The 22,021-nt window shown below is 49.2% G+C and carries 17 protein-coding genes; 1 reads left to right on the top strand and 16 read right to left on the bottom strand.

Annotated features, from left to right (window positions below; translation table 11 throughout):
* Nucleotide 1: 1 nt before the first annotated feature.
* The 6 genes from ACCC71_RS05035 to ACCC71_RS05010 all read right to left on the bottom strand — a co-directional run bounded on the left by ACCC71_RS05035 (nucleotide 2) and on the right by ACCC71_RS05010 (nucleotide 6,627).
* Entirely contained in the window at nucleotides 2–1,534 is a 1,533-nt protein-coding gene (locus tag ACCC71_RS05035; protein WP_434311331.1) for a VanW family protein, read from the bottom strand.
* A 512-nt stretch (nucleotides 1,535–2,046) separates the two neighbouring features.
* Nucleotides 2,047–3,609 carry a citrate lyase subunit alpha gene (gene citF / locus ACCC71_RS05030; RefSeq protein ID WP_434311330.1) on the bottom strand — a complete coding sequence of 521 codons (1,563 nt, stop codon included), beginning with the start codon at nucleotides 3,607–3,609 and terminating at the stop codon, nucleotides 2,047–2,049.
* A gap of 1 nt (nucleotide 3,610) precedes the next feature.
* Nucleotides 3,611–4,510 carry an aldolase/citrate lyase family protein gene (locus ACCC71_RS05025; protein WP_434311329.1) on the bottom strand — a complete coding sequence of 300 codons (900 nt, stop codon included), beginning with the start codon at nucleotides 4,508–4,510 and terminating at the stop codon, nucleotides 3,611–3,613.
* Nucleotides 4,510–4,830: a citrate lyase acyl carrier protein gene (citD, locus tag ACCC71_RS05020; RefSeq protein ID WP_434311328.1), complete on the bottom strand. Its 321-nt coding sequence runs from the start codon at nucleotides 4,828–4,830 to the stop codon at nucleotides 4,510–4,512. Before citD ends, ACCC71_RS05025 begins: the two co-directional genes overlap by 1 nt.
* A gap of 273 nt (nucleotides 4,831–5,103) precedes the next feature.
* Entirely contained in the window at nucleotides 5,104–5,775 is a 672-nt protein-coding gene (locus ACCC71_RS05015) for a hypothetical protein (RefSeq protein ID WP_434311327.1), read from the bottom strand.
* A gap of 18 nt (nucleotides 5,776–5,793) precedes the next feature.
* Nucleotides 5,794–6,627 (bottom strand): N-acyl homoserine lactonase family protein, encoded by an 834-nt coding sequence (locus ACCC71_RS05010; RefSeq protein ID WP_434311326.1) that lies wholly within the window; start codon nucleotides 6,625–6,627, stop codon nucleotides 5,794–5,796.
* A 194-nt stretch (nucleotides 6,628–6,821) separates the two neighbouring features.
* Between ACCC71_RS05010 and ACCC71_RS05005 the strand changes: the two genes are divergently transcribed.
* Nucleotides 6,822–7,928: an iron-containing alcohol dehydrogenase family protein gene (locus ACCC71_RS05005; RefSeq protein ID WP_434311325.1), complete on the top strand. Its 1,107-nt coding sequence runs from the start codon at nucleotides 6,822–6,824 to the stop codon at nucleotides 7,926–7,928.
* Nucleotides 7,929–8,051: 123 nt separating this feature from the next.
* Here the strand turns inward: ACCC71_RS05005 and ACCC71_RS05000 are convergent, their stop codons facing one another.
* The 10 genes from ACCC71_RS05000 to ACCC71_RS04955 form a co-directional block, all read right to left on the bottom strand.
* Nucleotides 8,052–9,806 (bottom strand): cobaltochelatase CobT-related protein, encoded by a 1,755-nt coding sequence (locus tag ACCC71_RS05000; protein ID WP_434311324.1) that lies wholly within the window; start codon nucleotides 9,804–9,806, stop codon nucleotides 8,052–8,054.
* A complete protein-coding gene (locus ACCC71_RS04995) occupies nucleotides 9,803–10,696 on the bottom strand; it encodes an AAA family ATPase (RefSeq protein ID WP_434311323.1) in 894 nt (297 codons plus the stop codon). Before ACCC71_RS04995 ends, ACCC71_RS05000 begins: the two co-directional genes overlap by 4 nt.
* Nucleotides 10,697–10,856: 160 nt before the next feature.
* Nucleotides 10,857–12,263, bottom strand: coding sequence for an amidophosphoribosyltransferase (locus ACCC71_RS04990; RefSeq protein WP_434311322.1), 1,407 nt, complete (start codon nucleotides 12,261–12,263; stop codon nucleotides 10,857–10,859).
* A 127-nt stretch (nucleotides 12,264–12,390) separates the two neighbouring features.
* A complete protein-coding gene (locus ACCC71_RS04985; protein WP_434311321.1) occupies nucleotides 12,391–13,230 on the bottom strand; it encodes an NYN domain-containing protein in 840 nt (279 codons plus the stop codon).
* A 166-nt stretch (nucleotides 13,231–13,396) separates the two neighbouring features.
* Nucleotides 13,397–14,779, bottom strand: coding sequence for a triphosphoribosyl-dephospho-CoA synthase CitG (gene citG / locus ACCC71_RS04980; RefSeq protein WP_434311320.1), 1,383 nt, complete (start codon nucleotides 14,777–14,779; stop codon nucleotides 13,397–13,399).
* 145 nt (nucleotides 14,780–14,924) lie between these two features.
* On the bottom strand, nucleotides 14,925–16,139 hold the full coding sequence (locus ACCC71_RS04975; RefSeq protein ID WP_434311319.1) for an NADP-dependent isocitrate dehydrogenase: 1,215 nt from the start codon (nucleotides 16,137–16,139) through the stop codon (nucleotides 14,925–14,927).
* 163 nt (nucleotides 16,140–16,302) lie between these two features.
* Entirely contained in the window at nucleotides 16,303–17,748 is a 1,446-nt protein-coding gene (locus tag ACCC71_RS04970) for a SpoIID/LytB domain-containing protein (RefSeq protein WP_434311318.1), read from the bottom strand.
* Between the two features lie 56 nt (nucleotides 17,749–17,804).
* A complete protein-coding gene (locus tag ACCC71_RS04965) occupies nucleotides 17,805–19,085 on the bottom strand; it encodes an FAD-dependent oxidoreductase (protein ID WP_434311317.1) in 1,281 nt (426 codons plus the stop codon).
* Between the two features lie 16 nt (nucleotides 19,086–19,101).
* Nucleotides 19,102–20,385, bottom strand: coding sequence for an FAD-dependent oxidoreductase (locus ACCC71_RS04960; protein WP_434311316.1), 1,284 nt, complete (start codon nucleotides 20,383–20,385; stop codon nucleotides 19,102–19,104).
* A gap of 17 nt (nucleotides 20,386–20,402) precedes the next feature.
* Nucleotides 20,403–21,863 carry an SLC13 family permease gene (locus ACCC71_RS04955; RefSeq protein ID WP_434311315.1) on the bottom strand — a complete coding sequence of 487 codons (1,461 nt, stop codon included), beginning with the start codon at nucleotides 21,861–21,863 and terminating at the stop codon, nucleotides 20,403–20,405.
* Nucleotides 21,864–22,021 lie beyond the last annotated feature (158 nt).

Raw genomic sequence — 22,021 nt, 5'->3', positions numbered from 1 at the left:
ATTAAATCCCTTCTCCACCTTCCTCCGGCCCGGGCGCTTCCGGCTGCGGTTCGGGCTCCGGCGTTGGCGTCGGCTCCGGTGTTGGCTCCGGCTCCGGTGTTGGCGTCGGCTCCGGCGTTGGCGTCGGTTCCGGTGTCGGTGTTGGTGTTGGTGTTGGTGTCGGTTCCGGCGTAGGAACGACCGGCGCATTGGGATCTACGCCTCCCGTACCCTGAACAATCGTTTTGACCGAACTGCTATACGTATCCGTATGCAGCCGCTCCCGGCTGACCTCCACTCCGTCCACGTAAACGACCTTTTCCAGATAAGACTTCGCATTGGGATGGCGCTGCCCTGTCGGGGACGTATAGCCAATGGGCATGGTCGGATCATACTTTATGATATCCGCCGGCTGATTCCGATATACCGTATGGGACTCGTAAGTTACCTTCCGGTTGGAAGGCCTGGTCTCTACGCCATAGACATTAAAAGTCAACTTTCGGTCAGAACAATATGCTTCAATATAAATGGGATGTTCCGTATTATTCGTAAAACGTAAATCCTTGGCGCCGTCCGCAATGGCAGCGTCCTGGGAAGGCTTCAAATAAGAGATCAGCATCGAATGGGGATGTCTCTCGTCAATCTGAATCTCTGCTCTCAAAAGAGCATTGTAGAGAGTTGAAGATACCTGGCAGACACCGCCGCCATAAGCGTCCTCCGATTTTCCATCCACGTACTGAGGGGCTTTTTTATAACCGTTTTCCGGCGTTCTCTTTTTCATCATGGAACTAGCGGAAGCCGATTCTCCTGGCATCAGTACCTTTCCATTGATATTTCCAGAGGCAACCTTTACATTGGTATAACGGGCCTCGGTTCCGGAAACACTCGTCGTGCATTCTCCCAACAAATCTTGAATCTGCCCCAGCACCTCCGCGGTACATTCCGGTTTTGTCACTTCCGCAATGGCTTCCACCGTCATATTCTCACCGAGCTGCTCTGCAAATGCCGCTTCCACCGCCTTTACGGTTTCCACTTTGTTGGTCTGCAAACCATTGACCTCATCGGTTATGACAAACGCTCCGTTCTCACGGGTAAGCGTCGCATCCTTCGGCGGGGTATCAAGGGCAGCTACCTGAACTCCTACAAAGGCGGCTACTGCTTTTGTATCAAAAGAATAAGGAACGGTCAAATTGACTGCCCCACTTTCCAAATCCTTCTTCGCTTTATAACGGTTTAAAATCGATCCGCTCTTTCCCTGCTGGGCCGCTTCTTTCGCTACAGATTCGGAATCCCAGGAAAGCCCAAGCTGCGCCAAGGTCGTCTCTACGGGACGACCATCCGCAGTTACCGTAAAAGTCGACTGCGCCAACTGCTGATAGTGGGCGTCCAATTTTTCCTTTGCCTCTTCCACGGTCAGCCCACTTAAGTCTACATCCCCAGCACAGACGCCGGTTTCAATCACTACCTCTTCTTCGCTTGCCGCATAAACCGGTGTTCCCCAGGAAATCACTCCCACCGCTGCTGCTAAAAGCAAAAGTCCCAATCCCTTTTTCATTTGATGTCCCCCTGCACATCCAACTTATTTCGCTATATTTCGACAATCTGTCCGTTTTAGTTTAACACAAAATAAAGAGGGATGCAATCTCCAATCCCTGCAAATTTCTTGTTAAAAATGTGTTGTTTTTCCTGCTTTACCAATGTATTAAAATCTCTTCCAAAAATTCCATGTGCCGGTACATTCTGAAGTAAAAATACCTCAGTGTAAAAAGGCGCAAAATATTTTGTAGGGTTTCGGAGCAAGTACTTCTAGGATTCTGGAAATTTGTAAAAAGCATTCGCAAAAATAAGAAACTCGCTGCGCTCAAACAGTCTTATTTTTGCTCATAATACAAATTCCCGGAATCGAAGAAGTACTAACGCTCCTGCAAATACAAAATATTCTGCGCCTTTTTACACTGAGGTATTTTTACTTTAGAACCCAACCGACAAAAAGCCACCGCCTTATCCAGTTCTCTCTGGGATAAAACGGTGGCCTTCTATTCTTATATTCTCATGAAAGTCGATTCATCAATCCTCAAATTCAAAAGGTTTGATCTCCCGTACTACGTCGATGATCGTACCGTCGCGGCTCTCGATGATGCCGACAACTCTGTCGCCAAACTCTACCGGATCCGGCTCGCCAACGATGGAGTATGCAATATCGCGCAGCTCCTCAATCGTCTTAAACGGCAGCTTCACATCCTTCATAGCCTCGATCAGATCCTGACGGCGAGGGTTAATGGCAATACCATAGTCCGTAATAACAACGTCAACCGTCTCACCAGGCGTGGTAACTGTGGTCACGTTGGTGCAGATCGCCGGAGTACGTCCCTGCAGCAGCGGAGCAATTACGATCGTGCATTTCGCGCCGGCAGCAGTGTCCGGATGTCCGCCCTGGGCGCCGGTAACCATACCGTTGGAATCTACCACTACGTTGCAGTTGAAGTTTACGTCAACTTCCAAGGAAGCCAAAATCACGAAATCCAGCTGATTTACATAAGCGCCCTTGTTCATCGGGTTCGCATACTCCGAACCGGTGATCTCAAAGTGATTCGGATTGTTTTTGATGGACTCGATGGCAGTCAGGTCAAAGTCCTGGGTATCCACCAGTTTCTCAATCAGGCCTTCCTCCAGCAGTTTGCACATCGGACCTGCGATACCGCCAAGGCCAAGGCCCATCTTGATTCCTCTTTCTCTCATGATCTCGCCCAAGGAAATCGTGGAAGCAATGGAAGCTCCGCCGACACCGGTCTGATAGGTGAAACCATTCTTGAAATAAGGAGTATTGATTACAAACTGCGTGCAGTAGTTTGCCATCATAATCTTACGAACATCCGTAGTGGGCTTTGCAGCGCCGGTAGCAATCTTCGCCGGATTACCGATCTCGTCTACCTTCACAACATAGTCCACGTATACCTGAGAAATGCTGGCCGGCAAATTCGGATAAGGAACCAGCGTATCGGTAACGGCAACTACTTTGTCCGCATACATGGCATCTACCACTGCATAAGACAGAACGCCGCAATCGCTCTTTCCGCCAACGGCTCTCATGTTGCCGTACTCATCGCAGGTCGGAGCGCCGATGAAAGCGATATCGATATGAACGTCGCCCTCCTCGATGGCGCGCACACGTCCGCCGTGGGAACGCATGATCGCGTAGCCTTTCAGCTTACCGGTGGAGATCGCTTCGCCGATCTTGCCGCGAACGCCGGAAGACTGAATGCCGGTAACCGTGCCGTCCTCGATCATCGGAACGATGGGATTGTGAGCCTTTCCAAGGGAGCTGGCGCAGATCGTGATGTCCTTGATGCCCATCTTATGAACTTCTTCCATGACCATGTTTACCACATAGTCGCCTTCCCGGAAATGGTGATGGAAGGAAAGGGTCATACCATCTTTAATTCCGCACTTTTTCAAAACTTCCGCGATGGAACTTACCATCTTGCTTTCTTTGGGGTCCACCACGCCGCGAACCGTGGGAGCTGCCTTCTTGTAAGTCTGATTATGACGGGCATAAGCTCCCTGGAATACTTGCATACCAGTATCCTTTAATACTTTTTCAGGAATATCTCTTCCAACCGCATTAATCATTTTATAAGTCCCCCTCATATACGCCGGCAGCCTTGGCCATCTCGATCGTTCTCTTGGCACCCGGGTAGAATGCAATATCGATCATCTTACCGTCTACGGTAAATACGCCAATGCCCTTTGCTTTCTTTTCATCGACTTCCTTCACGACCTTCTCCGCAAAGATGATTTCCTTTTCGGTAGGCGTAAAGATCTCATGGGTTACGGCGATCTGTCTCGGGTTTACGATAGATTTGCCGTCAAAGCCCATCATCTTGATCATCTCAACTTCTTTACGGAAGCCTTCCATATCGTCCAAGTTGGTGAATACGGTATCAAAACACTGCTTGCCTGCCGCACGAGCCGCAATGATCATGGACTGTCTCGCGCCCATCAGCTCTACGCCGGTGCCGGTAATCTTGGTCTGAAGATCTTTCGTATAGTCGCCGCCGGACAGAGCCACGCCAAACAAAAGAGGGGAAGACATACAAATTTCGTACGCATTCAATACGCCTTTGCAGGACTCCAAGGCAGCCATCAGCAGGATAGAGCCCTTTTCTACGCCAAACTCTTCCTCTGCCTTTTCCATCTCCGCCTGTACCGCCAGTACGTCGGCAGCGCTCTCGGTCTTAGAAATACGGATGGAATCACAGCGTCCCGCTACGCAGACACGCACGTCTTCCTTCCAGTGAGGGGTTTCCAGTCCATTGATACGAACCACGCGCTCTACACCGCGGTAGTCGATCTCCTTCAATGCATGATACAGGGAATAACGAGCGGCATCTTTCTGATTCTCCGCTACGGCGTCTTCCAGATCCAGCATGATGGAATCGGGTTTATAAATATAAGGGTCCTTGATCAGACTGGGCTTCTGAGCGTTCAGGAACATCATACTTCTTCTTAAACGATTTAAATTCGGATTCATTATTGGATCGCACCTCCCCACGGTAACTTTTTGCCGGCGCAGATCTCATCCTCACTGTAGCCGGATGCGCGGAACACGGCGCCCTCCACTCTTGCCTTCAGAGTGCAGTCCAGTGCGCCCTTATCCACTACGGTCACCTTTGCGTTCTTCACGTCTAAACGCTCCAGGGTTCCCAAAATCGTCGCGCGAATCTTTCTCCCATACTGATTGATTACGCTGCTTTCGATGGTCAGCTCGATTCCATTGGTGCCAGGCTCCACTGTAACCTGGGCATCACTGGATTCCAGCGTTCCAGCCATCGCCGTGCCTTTCACTTCCATGAGATATCCTCCTCATTGTTTTATCCACCCACACAGGGGCAAATCATTTTTAAACACTACCATTATACACACGCTTGTCTTAAAATGCAACGAATTTGCACATAAAAAATATAGGTTTCATATTGAAAATACTTATGAAAACATACATTGGATATATTTATCCAGGAATCGTATATCGTTATTTTCAAACCGTTATAAGTTCTGCTTTCTGCGCTCTGCCGCATCGCAAAAAAAATCCAGCCAAATAGACGGCTAAATTTTTCTGAATTATTTTTATATTTTTTCTCCTCCTTCCATTTCTTCGGATGATTTCAATAATCCAGCGTTTCTCAAGGCAGACACATAGGAAAAAAACACTGGCGTTTCCTGATCGATATCTTCCTGGGTAACGCCTCTCCAGATCATCAGCTCATCGGCCAGTTTTCCATTTCCAGGCCCTGTTACCATCATATATCTCGTCTTTTCCTCCCATAGAACAAGTAAATCTTGCTCCAAGTTCTCTCCCTCTTCCAGATATCTCTGCTTTTTCTCTTCCGGAATCTGATGTACATGGAAGCGCAGCCCAATTTTTTCCGGTTGAAGCTGATCGATAAAGGCTCCATTTTCCTTTTCTTCTCTCTCCGCCCAGTCTAAAATCGCTCTCTTTCCAGCTCCTTTTGGAGGCTGGACGGGAAACGGCAGCAGCTCCGGAAAAAAATTCGGGATTATATTTCGTTTCAGGCACCACTCCTGGCTCCTTGTAATCGGCACTTCTTTCGCTCCATAAAATACGCACAGGCGCTCCGTCCACTCTTCCTTACTTACCGGCTGTTCTCGTGGAATCGTCTCTTGCTTCGCTAATTCTAAAAATTCCCGAAAACGCTGCTTCCTCTCTTTCGATTTCTTTGTAGGTTTCTCTATAAAAATGGCTATCGGTCCATGTTTTCGAAATCCTCTCCATCTCATTTCTATGCTTCTCCTCCCCTACCTTCCGTGGAAGGTGGGTTCCACGTTTTCTGAATTGTCTTTCCTCGAATCACTCTGATCTGCCTTTTTTGTCACCCACGCTTCCGTTTGTTTCCAATCATGGCCGTAGAGAATCACTGCCCCAGTCTCTCGTCTCCGCCGGCGAAGTTCCTTTAAATTTTCCAGAAACCCCCGTGCCACCTCCTGATTTGGGCTGTCCGGCGGCAGCTGCTTTTCGTCGCTTTCTTGAAGATAAACCGCATCGCTGACGCAGAGCACGGTTCCGTAATCTTCTGTTTTTACTTCCAGACCGATCAAACCGGGAGCATGGCTTTGCTGCAAAAACAAACGCAATCCGGGAAATAGTTCCATCTCCTGATCCACCGGCATATAAGTAATGCCAGGCACGTCAATCAAGCTTTTTACATAGCCCCCTACGTATCCGGTAAATGCCTTCACCAGCGCATTGGACAATTCCGAACGAGAAACGCGGACTGCCCCGCCCGCCTTTGTCCCTGCAAATTCCTGCAGGCCGCCTACATGGTCAAAGTGCAGATGAGATAAAATCAAAACGTCGATCTCGTCCGGGGACAATCCCTTTTCCCGTAAGGCAGACTCGATTGAAATCCACTCTGTTATCGGAAAATCCCGCCTGGTCGGCTCCGGAAGGCAGGAAGCCCAATTGGCTGCATTTCCCGTGTCATATAAAATATTTCCATATTGGGGATGCCGCAGCAATACCGCCGTAACAGGTATCTCCATGGTTTCTTCCCGGTTCTCCGTTCGAATCATTCGGTGTTTCTTACACCGCATTTTTCCCAAGTATAAAAGCTCCAACTTCCATGTTTCCATATCTTCTGTCCTTCTCTGTTTTTTTCCATAAACTCACACAAAAGCTATATGGAAAGTCTGGCGCGAAAACAGCTTCCGCGCTCCCATAAATTATGCTACAATTTAATCGGAGATTCGAACTTCATGCAATTCCCTCCGAAAATAAAATATTTTCTAAAGCCGTTTTACGGCCATATGATTGAAAGGATTCCCTTATGAATTTCAGCTACTATAATCCAACAAAGATCTATTTCGGCAAAGACTGTCTAAACGCTCATCCGGAAGTTTTCCGGACTTACGGCAGAAAAGCCTTTATCGTTACTGGCCGCCATTCCGCCCGCACCAACGGCTCTCTGGACGCAGTCTGTTCCGTTTTAAAACAACAGAATCTATCCTGGTGCATTTTCGATAAAACTGTCACCAATCCAACTATTCCCTCTGTCCGGGAAGGATTGGACCTGTTAAAGCAAGAGAACGCAGATTTTGTGATCGGCATCGGAGGCGGCTCCCCGATGGATACGGCGAAGGCAATCGCCTTTTTAGCGAATCAAGAAATTCCCGATGAAAAACTGTTTGACCGTTCCTGTTATCAGGACAAAGCGCTGCCGCTGCTGATGGTGCCAACCACTTCCGGCACTGGCTCCGAGGTGACCGAATACGCGGTTCTCATGAATGATGAAACAAAATCCAAATCCAGCATCTCTACGCCCTATCTCTACCCCAAAGCCGCTTTTCTGGATCCGTCCTTTACGCTTCAGGTAAATACGCCTACCACCCGCTGGACCGCGATCGACGCGCTGTCCCATTCGGTAGAAGGCATCCTTTCCCAGAAAGGAGATCCCATGATTACTGCCATGGCGCTTTCCGGGATCGCCGCCTTTGGACGCTGCCGCAAGGCGCTGGCCCAAGGAAAATTCTCCTATCAAGACCGGGAGGAATTGATGTACTGTTCTCTATTGGGCGGCCTGGTGCTTGCCCATACCAGTACCACCGCCGTTCACGCGATGGGGTATTCCCTGACTTACTACAAAGGGATTCCGCACGGCCGAGCCAATGGTCTTTGTCTCGGCGGCTACCTTCGCCTGACGGAAACCGTGTACCCGGATCCGGTGAAACGCATTTTGGCTGCCCTCGATATGAACGACTCTCAGGAATTCCAGGCATATCTGGACATGCTTCTGGGCGAACGGGAAGCCATCACGAAAGAAGAGATCGAGCGCTACAGCAGGGAAGTCTACATTCGAAGAAACATCCCCAATTCTCTGCTTCCTCCTACGCGGGAACAAATTGCCCAAATCTTCCGGGAAGGCTTTCACATCTAACATCACACAAGCGCAAAAGATTTCGCTCTGCAAACGTCCCCAAGAACGCAGAATTTCGCTTGGCGAAATTCTCCGCCTGCAGCGGGACAACAACGGTAGAATAGTGGAAGCGCCAAACTTCCTCTATTCCGCCTCTTCGATCAACCGTCTCAGATATCGTCCAACCGTGTGAGAAAATCCTGAAATATCCCGAATATAGGCGAAATCCTTTCCAAAAATTTTCCGTTCCGCCGGTAAATCCTTTTCCTCGCCTGCAAACACTCCTAAAACAGCCACTCCCTTCGCACGGATTTTTCTCACCTCGTAAGCCGTATCCTGAACGGCATAAGCGTCCGCATACATACGAGGGGCTTTTCCCCCGCCTCGGCTCACCACCCGGTCGTTGGGCCTTCCGTCGCTGAGTACGATCAAAACTTTTCCATCTTCCGGCCTGCGAAAAAGTCCTTCCGCCGCGGCACGGATCGCCAGACCATCCCGATTGTTGGAAGAGGTAAACAAATCGAAAATCCTTGTATTCGCTTCCGGACCGTCCTCATAATCCCGAAAGCGGTGCAGCACCGTGGTGTCCCAAAAGCTGCAAAAGCTTAAAATCCGATGGGGGATTTTCAGGGCGCTCAAAGCCTCGCTGATGATATATCCCTGGACAGCCACCTGACTCTGCCGCTTTCTCTGGGAACCGCTGGCATCGATCAGCATATCTACCACAAAATCTTCCTGGTTCTTTTTCTCTTCCTTTCGGAAGAGGCGGCGCGGTTCTGTTCGTCCGACCACCCAAAGTCTGGACGGAATCAGATTTCCCGACTCTGAGATCACAAACTCCGACTCCTTTCGGCGTACCAGGGATTTTCGTAAAAGAGCCGTCAAGACCGCAACACTTTTTCTGGCTAAGGAAGCGTGCCGCCGGTAATAGATCTCGTTTTGCTCTTTCTGCTTTCTTGCATACTGGTATTGATAATTGATTTTCCGAGGATTTTTCAAAATTCCTTCCGTAAAATGAATCCGGCAATTCTCATGGGCATCGCGGCAAAGCAGCCGGTTTAGCCTTACGGTCTCTGCTTCCGGCAGGACGGAAGGACCAAAGTTCAGCTCCACATAGGTCTGCCGTTTCCGCAGCGTCTCTTCATCCACCTGGATGACCGCCGTCTTTCCTCCAGGATGCGGATTTTCGCCTTGACTGCTTCCCGGCGTCTCTCCTGCCTGCACGTCCAGCCGCTTCTGGTATTCTTCCAAGGTTTCTTCCAGCGCCTCTTCCTCTAAAAACGCCCGCCAGTCCATTTCCTTTAAATCCTCTAGCGTAACAGAAAGTACCTGTTCCAATCCTCCATGCCGCTGTTCAAATCGAGGGTCCCCCAAAAGGTTGTAGAGACGGTCAATCGTTTCCATCAAAGACCTGGTGCTGCTTTCCTTTTTCAGATCATCCAGCCAGGAAAGCGCCTGTTCTTCCCTCTTTGTAACAGAAGATGAGCCATAAATCTCTTGTTTCATCCACTGGATCGTCAGCCGGCCAATCTCATCTTTTACGAAATCCTCAAACTGCTCCTCCAATGCCTCCAAAAAGGCGGCGCGGCGAATTCCAGGAATCCCCGCCCGTTCTTCCGTCAATCTTTTTAAGACAGCGCTGTCTGCCGCTAATCTTGCCAAACGCAGCAGCTTTTTCTCTTCCGCCCCTAAATAAATTTTTTTCAGCAGGTAGAGAGAAAGCTCTTCCCGGTCAAAATACCGGCTCAAGGCGCCCTGCTTTACCGCATCGTAGAGCGCGATATCCACAGACCCTGGATCGGTCTCTTCTTCCTCCGCTTCCGTTCCGCTCCGTTCGCTATAATCGCCGCTGACGGTCCACATCATATTCTTCAAACGGTTTTCCCATTGAAAACTCATTCAAATACATCCTCTCTTCCCCAGTCGTCCGGAATTCGGGTGCGCACCACATCTTCTACGATTTCTTTTTCAAAAAGATCAAATGTCTTATTCGTCACGCCCATGGCGACCGCTTTTTTCGGAGAAAGTCCCAGTTCCACGGTGCGAAGCGCCCCGATCAAGCCCCGCAAATCCAGCGTACGTGTGGTGATCTCTCCATGGGAAGCTTTTGCCTGAAGATCTAAAAACAGACCGATCACTTGTTTTAACGCACTGGTTCGGATTTTGGGAAACAGATGCAGAAAGACCTGTGCCAGCGTGTCTTCCTCCGGCTCCGGCATATCGATCACGAGAAAACGGGATACCAGAGCCTCATTCAGCTCTCTGGTTCCGGCATAGCCATAATTCATAGTTCCAATAAAGCGGGTCTCTTCCGCTAAAGGCACTTTTTCATAGCCTGGGATATCCAATATCCTCCGATGGTCTAAAACAGCGTGGAGCACCGACACCGCTTCATTTTTCGCCATATTGATCTCGTCTAAAATACCAAAACCTCCGTACATCGCGCATTGGCTGACAGGCCCGCGCCGTAATTTCACCTGGTTGTCCGAAAAGGTATCTGTACCGATCAAAGAACTGCTGTCCGTATTTACATGAAAAGAAATATTGTAGACTGGCCGCCCAAACATCCAGGCCAAATTTTCCGCCAAAATATTTTTTCCCGTGGCTTTTCCGCCTGTCAAAAGAAGATTTTCTCCCTGTAAAAGAGCTGTCGCCGCCATCTCTAAAATCTCATCGCCAAAATAAGGAATCGGCGGCGGCATCACCCGGCTTTTCGCTTCTGCCGAAACCAAATGCTGCTCCCGGTACCGCCGCACCTGCTCCATCCACTCCCGCTTACATTCACTCATATAAAATCTCCTTTTCCTATTGTCGTCCTTATCGTAGCACAGAGAGTTTTCCCTTGCAAGGCGAATCCCGCCGGTTTTTCCCAGACGATACAGAAAAACGTCCAGAGGATTTCCCCTGAACGCTTCCTTTTTCTTTATCTCTCTTTGCCGTCATGCCCTTTTATTCTTTCCCATTCCAGCAATAAGTGCAGAGCTTGCAAGGCTCGATTCCCACAGACTCTATCATATCGTCCAGACGGTGATAACGCAGAGAGGTGAAATTCAGTTCCTTGCGAATCTCTTCCAGCATCGCCGCATACTCTTCGGTATCCGGATCCGCATACTTTTCCAAGACCTCATCCGTCACATTTCCATTTTCCAGCTTATCAATCACCCGTCTCGTAATCAGATCCATTTCGGAAGTGGAACGAGAGAAGTTTAAATATTTACAGCCAAATAGTAACGGCGGGCAGGCCGGACGAATGTGTACCTCCTTCGCCCCGCTTTGGTATAAAAATTCCGTGGTTTCCCGCAGCTGCGTGCCGCGAACAATGGAATCATCAATTAAAAGCAGGCTTTTTCCTTGAATCAGATCATGGACCGGAATCAATTTCATCTTGGCAATCAGGTCACGCTTACTCTGAATCGTCGGCATAAAGGACCGCGGCCAGGTGGGCGTATATTTGATAAAGGGACGGGAAAAAGGAATTCCCGACTCATTGGCATAGCCGACTGCGTGAGGGGTTCCAGAGTCTGGCACGCCCGCTACAATATCCGGCTTTGCATCGTCTCTGGCCGCCAGTTTCGCGCCGCAGCGATACCTCATTTTCTCCACGCTGATGCCCTCATAGGAAGAGGAGGGATAACCGTAATAAATCCAAAGGAACGTACAGATCTTCATCTCTTTTCCCGGTTCCGCCAGCGTCTGTACCTGTTCCGGCGTAATCACGACGATCTCCCCAGGCCCCAATTCGCGCTCTTCGGTATAGCCCAGATTCAAATAGGCAAAGCTTTCAAAACAAACGCAGTGCGCGCCTTCCTTTTTTCCGATCGCCACCGGAGTCCGCCCCAGCCGGTCCCTCGCCGCATAGATTCCCTTGGGAGTCATTAGCAAAATGGTCATCGAGCCCTCAATCAACTCCTGAGCATATTGAATTCCCTCCACCAAATGCTCTTTTTGATTGATAATGGACGCCACCAATTCCGTCGGATTGATATCCCCGCCGCTCATCTCAAGGAAATGGGAAAAGCCGTGTTCAAAAAGCTTGTCCGCAATCTCTTTGCTGTTATTGATCTTTCCCACTGTAGTGATCGCATAAGTCCCATGATGAGAACGGACAATCAGAGGCTGCGGTTCATAATCGGAAATACAGCCGATCCCCATGGTTCCTGTCATTTTATGGATATCCTTTTCAAACTTGGTACGAAAAGGAGAATTTTCGATATTGTGAATCGCCCGGTCAAATCCTTTCTCGCCGTAGACTGCTAGACCGCCGCGGCGCGTCCCCAGATGCGAATGATAATCGGTGCCAAAAAAGAGATCAAAAACACAATCCTCTTTTGAGACAACTCCAAAAAAGCCACCCATTTTCGTTCCTCCTAACCTTTCATACGCCGCTCGGCGGCGTTTTACCAGAAAATATCTTAGCACCTTCTGCCGAAACATGTCAACCGAAAGGGGACAAAATTTCTCAAATCCCAGAGCTGCTTAGACGCTATTCCATAATCCGGTTCCGCACGTAAACCAGCTGTACGTTCCGGTTACCGCTGGAACGGGTTCGCTTCACATCAAAACTTTTCATGGATTCGATAAATGGCGTCAGTTTGGTAAACCCAAAATTTCGGACGTCAAAATCCGGGAAACGTTTTGCCAACTGATTTCCCAGATCTGCGGAAAACATCCATCCATCTTCATCCGATCCTTCCTCCACCAACGAACGAATCGCCTGCTTAATCATATCCAGATTGGTCTTCGGCTCCGCCGGCCTTTCTTCCTCCGGAACCTCCGCCATCTTAAGTTCCTGTCTGGCAGAAGTTTTGGTTCTCTCCTTCTCTTTATCCCGCTCCCGTTCTTTTATCTGGCTCGAAACTACCGTTTTCTTTTCCGTCTTATTGGCATTAGCAAATAGAATATCCAAATATTTGAATTGATTGCACGCGGCGATAAAAGGCTTCGGCGTCTTGCTTTCCCCCATGCCGATCACATTCATGCCAGATTCCCGAAGACGCGCCACAAGTCTTGTAAAATCGCTGTCTGAAGAAACGATGCAAAATCCCTGAACATTCCCTGAATAAAGAATATCCATGGCGTCGATAATCATGGCGGAATCCGTGGAGTTCTTTCCCGTCGTATAGCTATACTGCTGAATCGGCACAATGGAGTTGTCCAAAAGCACCGGCTTCCACGAACTAAGGCGGATATCCGTCCAGTCTCCATAAATTCTTTTATAAGTAGCAATCCCATAATTGGCGATCTCATCAAAAATAATCTTAATATACTTATTCGAGATATTATCCGCATCAATAAGGACCGCAAATTTTAATTCTTCCTGCATGTAGTCTTCCTTTCTTCTGGTTCCACCTTCTGCAAACAGAACTTCACAAAAATATTATAACAAAGCGTCACCCCCGACACAAGGCAAAATACGAAACTTTCAGAAAAAAGAAACGCAGAAAATATCTATTTTTGCAGGCTATCTCCCCGCCCCGTGAAAACGCCCTCTACAAAAGTTCCTCCAGGAACAGCAAAAAATAAGAAATTGCCAACAGGTCGGCACAGCCGCCGGGGCTCACATTCTTTTCCGTAAACAGACGGTCCAGCTCAAGAATCGCATCCTCCGAGGGGGACGGTTCCTTTTTTAACAGAATTCCTACCTGTTCCTGCAGTTTTTGCTGCGTTTGATAATCTGACCGGGAAATCACATTGCTATCTACCACATGTGCAATCAGATACAGCAGAGCTACTGACCCGGCCCGGTATAAAGCTGAACCAGCCGCCAACTCTTTTTGCAAAATCGGTAAACTGTATTTCTGTACCGACAAAAAGCCCGACGCCGCCTCTCCCCGGATTCCAGAAATTCCCCACAAAGCGTATTGCCGCTCGCCCGCTGTCTGCGCCGCGCTTTCTTTCATCCCAGCAAGATCCTTTTCTAAAGCTGGGTAGGCGATCTCTCCCGCCCTTTGGCAAAGAGCCGCGGTATCCGGCTTTTCTCCTTTTCCCAAAAGTTGACCCAGCGCTCCGCAAAGAATCCCCAGAGAAAAAATCATGCCTTTATGGGTGTTGACGCCTTTTGTAACGGAAAACATGTCCGACTCCGCCTGAATCCCCAACGGGCGCAGATCAGAAAGCAGGCTATTGGCCGGAAGATCATGCCGCTTTGCTCCCATCTCCACGCAGCGGACAAAATACGGTTCCAGAATACGGGCGCTTTTCTCAAACAGCTCCACATCCATATCTTGATGCGCTCCCGTGTTGTTCCGGTCTACCAGCCCCGGTTTCGGTGTCGTGTATACCTCGTGAAGCATTGCCATCCGGCAAATCCGTCCTGCCATTTCCGCGGAAACACCGATTCTCTGGATCTCTCCCGCAATGATCTCTACGGTCTTTTTCTGCAGCGCATCTACCGAGTGGACGCGCCCTCCCGCGCAGTCCGAGGCCGGCTCCCCGCAGATGATACAAGTGCGGGGCGGATAGCCGATATCCTGACGGGATACTTTACTGCCATTTGACCAAAGCACATCGATATCAAAGAGACGTCCCAACGGCGTTTCTTCTTCCACTTCCGTCAAAACTTTTTTTACCTCCAGGGCGTCTTCCTGCACGACCCAGTAAGCCTCCATCCCATAAGAGCAAGGCAAAATCTCTTCTTCCAGCACGTGCATATCTGCTTGTTCCAGCGCATCGCTGATTCTCTTTCTTCCAATGGAGAAAGCTTCTTCCGACAGGGGAAACACCTTTACCGGCCCAGCGATATTTAAGGTAAAGCAAATAAGCGTTTTTTGATAGATTTCCAACAAGCGCCGCTGTGCCAGAGCTCTCCGTTCCCGGCCATTCAGCATCTCCGCAAGCTCCACTTGATGTCCCAGGATCCAGTTTTGATACAACAAAGCCGGCCCCTCCCTTCATCCTGATTGTCTGATTTTCTTATCGTACACTATTTTTGCGGAAGATGCAACCAAACAAAGAATTTCCTATCAGATAAAAAAAACCGCAGGATGCGTCTGCATCCTGCGGCTAAAATGCTTATTCTTACATCATTGCTTCCAGGTTCTTTCTGATCGCCTGGATAAACTCTTCGCTGTTCACCTGAGTTACCTGCTCCTTCGGCAGAGTGGTGATGGAAGCCAGATCCTTGGTCATGATACCATCTTCGATGGTCTTGATGGTAGCAGCTTCCAGCTTGTCGCCGAACTCCTGCAGCTCTTTGATGCCATCCAGCTCGCCGCGCTTTCTCAGAGCGCCGGACCATGCAAAGATGGTAGCAACCGAGTTCGTGGAGGTCTTCTTGCCTTCCAGATGTGCATAGTAGTGTCTCTGAACCGTACCATGAGCAGCCTCGTACTCATAGTTTCCATCCGGGGAAACCAGAACGGAAGTCATCATAGCCAGGGAACCAAAAGCGGTAGCCAGCATATCAGACATTACGTCGCCATCATAGTTCTTGCAGGCCCAGATGTAGCCGCCGTCAGAACGGATAACACGAGCTACAACATCATCAATCAGAGTATAGAAATAGGTGATGCCGGCAGCTTCAAATTTCTCTTTGTACTCAGTATCAAATACTTCCTGGAAAATATCTTTGAAAGTATGGTCATACTTTTTGGAGATGGTATCCTTGGTAGCAAACCATACATCCTGCTTGGTATCCAGAGCATAGTTGAAGCAGCTCTTTGCAAAGCTACGGATGGATTTGCTCATGTTGTGCATACCCTGGATTACACCAGGAGTCTCAAACTTCTGGATGGTCTCTCTGGTTACCGTGCCATCAGCAGCGGTAAATACCAGCTCAGCAACACCAGGCTGATCGATCTTCATCTCAACGCCCTTGTAAACATCGCCGTAAGCGTGACGGGCAATGGTGATCGGCTTCTTCCAAGTCTTTACGTAAGGCTCGATTCCTTTTACGAAGATCGGAGCACGGAATACGGTACCGTCCAAGATCGCACGGATCGTGCCGTTCGGGCTTCTCCACATCTGCTTCAGGTCATACTCTTTCACACGAGCCGCATTCGGGGTGATCGTAGCGCACTTTACAGCAACGCCATATTTCTTGTTCGCGTTAGCAGCGTCTACGGTAATCTGATCATTGGTCTCGTCTCTTTTCTTCAGCCCCAGATCGTAGTACTCGGTCTTCAGGTCGATGAAAGGCAGCAGCAACTCATCTTTAATCCACTGCCACAGAACTCTGGTCATTTCGTCGCCGTCCATCTCAACCAGCGGCGTCGTCATCTGAATCTTAGCCATTGGAATCATCCTCCTTATTTTACAGGCCGATTGGTTTTTTGTATTTTTTTCTCCGGCCTATAGTACGTCTTGATTATATGCTAAATGAGGATTCCTGTCAATAATACAAATAAAATTCCGAGTTCTGTCTGCCTTCTTTTTTTAAATGAAATCATATAAAAATTCAATAAATATGGTATTGCTCCGTGCCTGGATAAAAATAGGATAAAATTGAATCGTAGGTATAACCAGCCGCCGCCATTCCTCCCGCTCCGCTCTGACTCATGCCTACCCCATGTCCATAGCCGCCGCCATGGAGCCGGTATCCCGTCAAAGAGCCATTCTCTTCCATACGTTCCAGATAAAAAAACGCGCTGGGAAGCATGGACCATCCTTTTACCTCATAACCCGTATGCTGCTGAATTTTCATAGAAGAATTTCCCAGCGCTTCCCGGACCGCCCCCTGCCTGTTCAGGACCGCCTTCCCCTCGCTGCCAGTCACCGTCAGCTCCCGTATGATTCCGCCGGCGCCACGTTCCGTCACTTCCAGGGAAGCGATCTCTCCCACAGAGGCCATCTTATGTTCCGTCAAATACTGATTGATCGAATCATTCAGCGCATCTCTTGACAAATCCACCTGCCACCGGTAAAATCCATCCTCTTTATCAAAGCTGTCTGTGTTTTGATCGATAAATTGACGAAAGGCCGCCTCTTCGGTCAAATCAGGGGTATCTCTGGATGCGTTTAAACACGCCGCCGGAAAATAGGGATATTCCGCCGGATCCGACTTCCAGATATCCATGTCGGTGGATGACCCGCAGGATGCAGAATAATAATAAGTATTTACCGTTTCCCCTTGATAACGAAGCACCTGTCCAGCCGTTGCCCGGACCGCCTCATCCGCTTTCTCGCTGGACTCCTGATTGTTGTATACCTGAAAATTTGTGCTGTCATCCACATGCGCGTTTAAAGCCGGTATACCGAAGCCTTGCATCTGGCACCACGCATAACTTCTGGCGCAGACCGCCTGTACCTTTAAGGCTTCCACTCCGTAAGAGACCGGCATCTCCCCAGGAACCACCAGGCAAAGATAATCTTCCAGGGAAACCTCGTTGACGACAGCCAATTTCCCCTCCACCGGAATCACCTCAAATTCTCCGGGATAAAGAGGATAGCCGCACTCCCGGTGGGATGTTAAAAGCTGAAGCCCTGCCGTTCCCCGGATCCGAACAGCCCCTTTCGAAAAACATTCATCCGCAGCAGAAAGCGTCAAAATAGAGTCCCCTGGCAATTCTCTTTCTCCGCCGTCCCAGCTTAACATGTAAGATTCCACTGAACTGACCTTGATACAATCCTGGTACAAAGAACTGTAATCGTCGCCAAAAAGAGCCACACGGATGACGGCGGTTCCTGCCGGTTCGTTTGGATTTTGTACCTGTCCGCTTTCCTGGGGCAGCGAAGGATTTAAATCCGTCCCTCCCTTGTTTTCCGTCGCAGATTTGGATTCCGAATCTTTGCCTTCCGGCGCCAGACCAGACCAAAAATTAAAGGCCGCCGTAACGATAAGAAGCGCGATTACAGCGAGACACACATAAATGCTGTTCTTATTCTTCCTTCTAAAATAACGCATAAAAGCCTCCACCCTTTCTTAAAGACAAGGTATGAAGGCTTGACCAATCCTAGAAGTCAGGAAAATAAATATTTTTTTACCTCACGGCCATCCATGGCATTTACATCGCACTCGGAGGAAATTCCAAGGACGGATGCGATACCGGCTGCTTCTCCCAGCTGCACGCAAGTAGCGCAGACACGCAGAGCCGCATGGGCCTCATATTCTGCGGAGATGCACCGCCCGGTTACCAGCAGATTTGGGACTTTTCCAATCAGACAGCGATAGGGAATGGAGAAACAATCCCCTTTTGGCTTTTGGAGTCGGCTTCCCAGCCCCTTTGCATCGTGAATGTCAACGGGATAATTGCTGTAGGCCACGGCATCCTCAAACTTCTTTCCTTCCAGCACGTCCTCGCCGGTCAGAATATATTGTCCCAATATTCTTCGTGATTCTCGAAGGCCCAACATCGGAGCCACCCAGGCAATATAACTTTTCTGATACCCTGGAACCCTCTCTCGGTAAAAGGTCGCGATCCGATCCACCTGCTCTCTGGCCTCCATCTCCGCCAAACTATAATCTTCCGGATTCAGACAGTTTACCGGCACCCGGCTCATATTTAAAAACATCACGTCCTCGGTTCCCGGCGCCGGACGGGCCAAAAGCGTGTTTACCGGAAGATGGCCAGTGGCAACGCCCTCCCCTGCCAATCGCCGATTTTCTTCCCGACTGACAGACTGATAGATCTTTTTATCGACTCCCCCCAAGGCAAACATCAACGTTCCCGGCTGAATTTCTCCTTCCCGACCGCCGCAGGCCGAAGGACACCCACATTCCGCTGCAATACTTCCATGAAAAGTCGCATCAATGAACACCTTTCCCCGGACTCGCTGAATGCCCGCCGTATTATGAATCAGGATCGATGTGATTCGTTCCCCATCCCGCTCTATGCCGATCGCCTTTGTATGAAACAAAACGTGAACCCCAGATTCTCTTACCATTTGGTCCATGACCCGACGCATCACATTGACATCATACGCCATAGCAAGGACATCCATATCTTCCCGGCCTAGCAGGTAAATTTTCCGAATCCCTTCCGTGCCGCCGTCCCTTTGTAAACGACGGCACAACTCTCCCAAAAGTCCTTTTTGCTTGGAAATCTCTGGTTCTCCGGTAAAGCCTAAGAACTGTCCTACCATTGCTCCGGTTGCAGTTCCACCCAAAAATGCTTGTTCCTCGATTAAAAGAACTTCCGTTTTCTGTTTTGCAGCAGCCGCGGCGGCGGCAAAGCCCGCGGTTCCGCCGCCAATCACCACTACTTCGTATTCTCCAGCACACGGTATACTGCTCCAATCCATCGAACCTTCCTCCTTCCTACAGCATCATCTTTGACCGAATCAAGCGACCGTCTACATCCCGAACCGCTACGCCGCTTTTCAAGCTTTCCGCCGCTGCGTAGCCGGCCGCTTCTCCTGTCCGCATACACGTAATGGTAACGCGGGAAGAAGCATGGGCCGCCGCATCCGCAGAAATACACCGGCCTACCACCAGCAGATTGGCCACTTCCCGTGTGGTCAGGCACCGGTAAGGAATCCAATACACGCCGCTCTTCGGCCGAATCAAGGTATTATCTTTTCGTCCGTCGTGATGATGGATATCCATTGGATAAGACGAAGCCGCGATGGCGTCTTCATATTCTTTTCCTTCCATCAATGCGTCTCCGGTCAGAATAAAGCTTCCCTTTACCCGCCTGGAATCCCGCAATCCCATGGAACTGGACGTACTGGATAGGTAAGCATGCTCAAATCCTGGAACATTTTTTACCCACCAATTGCTGATTTTTACCACTTGCGCTCTCGCCGCGCGCTCCGCTTCACTCCAGTTTTCCGGTTCCAAAGGATTCACCGGCACACGGCTTTGGTTGTGATACACCGCGCCGTTTTGCAGCTGTCTGGCTAACAAGAAATTTACTGGCAGATCGCCGGACTCCAACCCTTTCCGGGCCAGCTTTTGCCGTTCTTCCACAGGGAACTTTGCATACTGCGAAAAATCCACTCCCGCTGTCTTATACATCAACGTCCCTGGCTGAATCACACCATTCTCATCTCCCACTTCCCAAGGCACACCGGCTTCCGCAGCCAAAAAGGCGTGGAAAGATGCGTCGATAAAGACCTTTGCATAGACCTTCTGAATCCCTCTCGAGCTGTGAATGATCACCGAACGAATCTCATCCTCTTCTTTTTCCAGTCCGATAAATCTGGTGTGAAACAAAACCTGCGCTCCGGATTCTTCCACCAGCTCATCCATGACCACTTTTAAAACATCATCGTTGTACTCGGCGGCGGGCACGTCCATATCTTTGAGACCCAGACAATAAATCGTCTGAATTCCTCTTGTACCCTTTTTCTCCATCATGCGATCCATCATATCCTTGACAATTCCGCATAAATTCTCGTTGGTCTCTCCTTTGGCAAAGCCAAAGAAGACGCCTACGCCTCCCCCGGTTGAAGTTCCGCCTAAGAATGCCTGTTCTTCAATGATTAAAGTTTTCAGCCCATTTCTGGCAGCCGATACTCCGGCTGCAAAACCAGCGGTCCCACCGCCCGCTACGACAACATCATAAGAACCATAGACTGGGCAATCTTCCCACATACTCATATTTCTATTTTTCTCCTTTACATGATCAATGAGGCAATCGGATATCCGATGAATGCCAAAACCAAACCTTCCAACACAGCGATCAACATGCCATAGCGGAACATAATATCATTTTTCAGCCAACCGCCGCCTACGGCAACCGCGGCATGTCCGGTCGCCGGCGGAGTCGCCAATGCCATGGATGCTCCCGCGCCGATAATCGAGGTTAATGCCGCTGGATTTACTCCAGCAACCACACCGGAATATACCAAGGGCAGCATAAAACTATAGGTCAATGTTACCGTCACTGTATTGGACGCAAAGTTTGTCATGATCACAACAAACATCGCCACCAAGAACACGAACAGCATCGGAGGCAATCCACCTACAATCGGCTCCAACGCAGACACCAGCCAGGTTGTCAGCCCTACGTTCTCATTGGTCAGCGCGCTGCCCAAAAGCATAGTTCCCGCTACCATCATGACCGCTACCCAAGGAGCCGCCTTTACGGATTCTCCCATGGTCATCAGAGGTTTCCCCTCTACTTTAATCAGGCAAAGTGCTACTGCACCTAACAAAGGCGGCACCGCTGCTCCCAGTGCATTCCAGTAGACCGCAAAACTATTTTCCGGAGCGATGGACTTTACAATACCTGGAAGCATCCAAAGTAAGATAACCAGACCAAAAATCAGCAAAGACCACTTCTCATCCTTCCCCATCGGCTTTTTATCTTTGGTCAGGAAGTCTGTATCAATATTCTGAATTCGGCTTAAATCTGGACGGAATAGATATTTCATGACCAAAAGGAAGATAAAATAAATGACCACGGAAATCACGACACCAAAGATCGTATAAGAAAGGAAACCGATTCCTGTTCCCATATCCTTTTCATAAAGGGAAAAGCCCAGAATGGGAACCGAATGGGCAATGGGCGTTGTAGCCGTGGACAGAGACGCAATTCCCAAAATGCTTAGAATTACCATCTGAGGAAAGCGATCCCCTTTCTCATATCCCAATTCCAGAAAGATTTGTTCTGCAATAGCCGCAAATACAATAAAGGTTGGCAGTGGAGACATAAAAGATCCCATTACCAACGGCCCTAAAAAGAACAAGGCCAAAAACAGCCATGGATTTTTCTTTGTGATCGGCCGGGTAATAAACCAGACGGCACACCGGCGCAAAAAACCAGTCTTCGTCAAGGCATAGGTACACATAGAACTAAACAGTACAAATGAGGTAACCCAACTCCCCATGGAACCCGCCAGTCCCTGAGCTGTTGTATAGAGCGGCGACATAATCAGGGCTGCAATCACCAGCATACTAGGCCATGAGGTAGAGACAAATAGCCATAACAATATCGTTCCGATAAAAATTCCGCCGATCTGCATGTCCAATGCTGTCAGCCCGGACGGCGCCGGCAAAAACCGAAATCCAAAGATAAATAACAGACCAACAATCGTCATCACGAATGTTTTTACAGTTCCTTTTCCTTGCTTCAAAAGTATCCCCTCCTTCGTTATTTTGTGATATTTTAGTTCCCGCTTTTTATTGTTTCTTTCCTTGCATTCGCTCCTCCTTCCGCACTTTATTCCTATTTCTTTCCTTGTGTTTTGATTATAATATGATAAAATAGGAATAACTAATTGATTTTGAATGG

It is taken from the genome of Hominifimenecus sp. rT4P-3, assembly GCF_051055405.1.
GTDB lineage: Bacteria > Bacillota > Clostridia > Lachnospirales > Lachnospiraceae > Pseudolachnospira.
The sequence above is the reverse complement of the archived record's forward strand: the minus strand, read 5'-3'. Positions and strand labels throughout refer to the sequence as shown.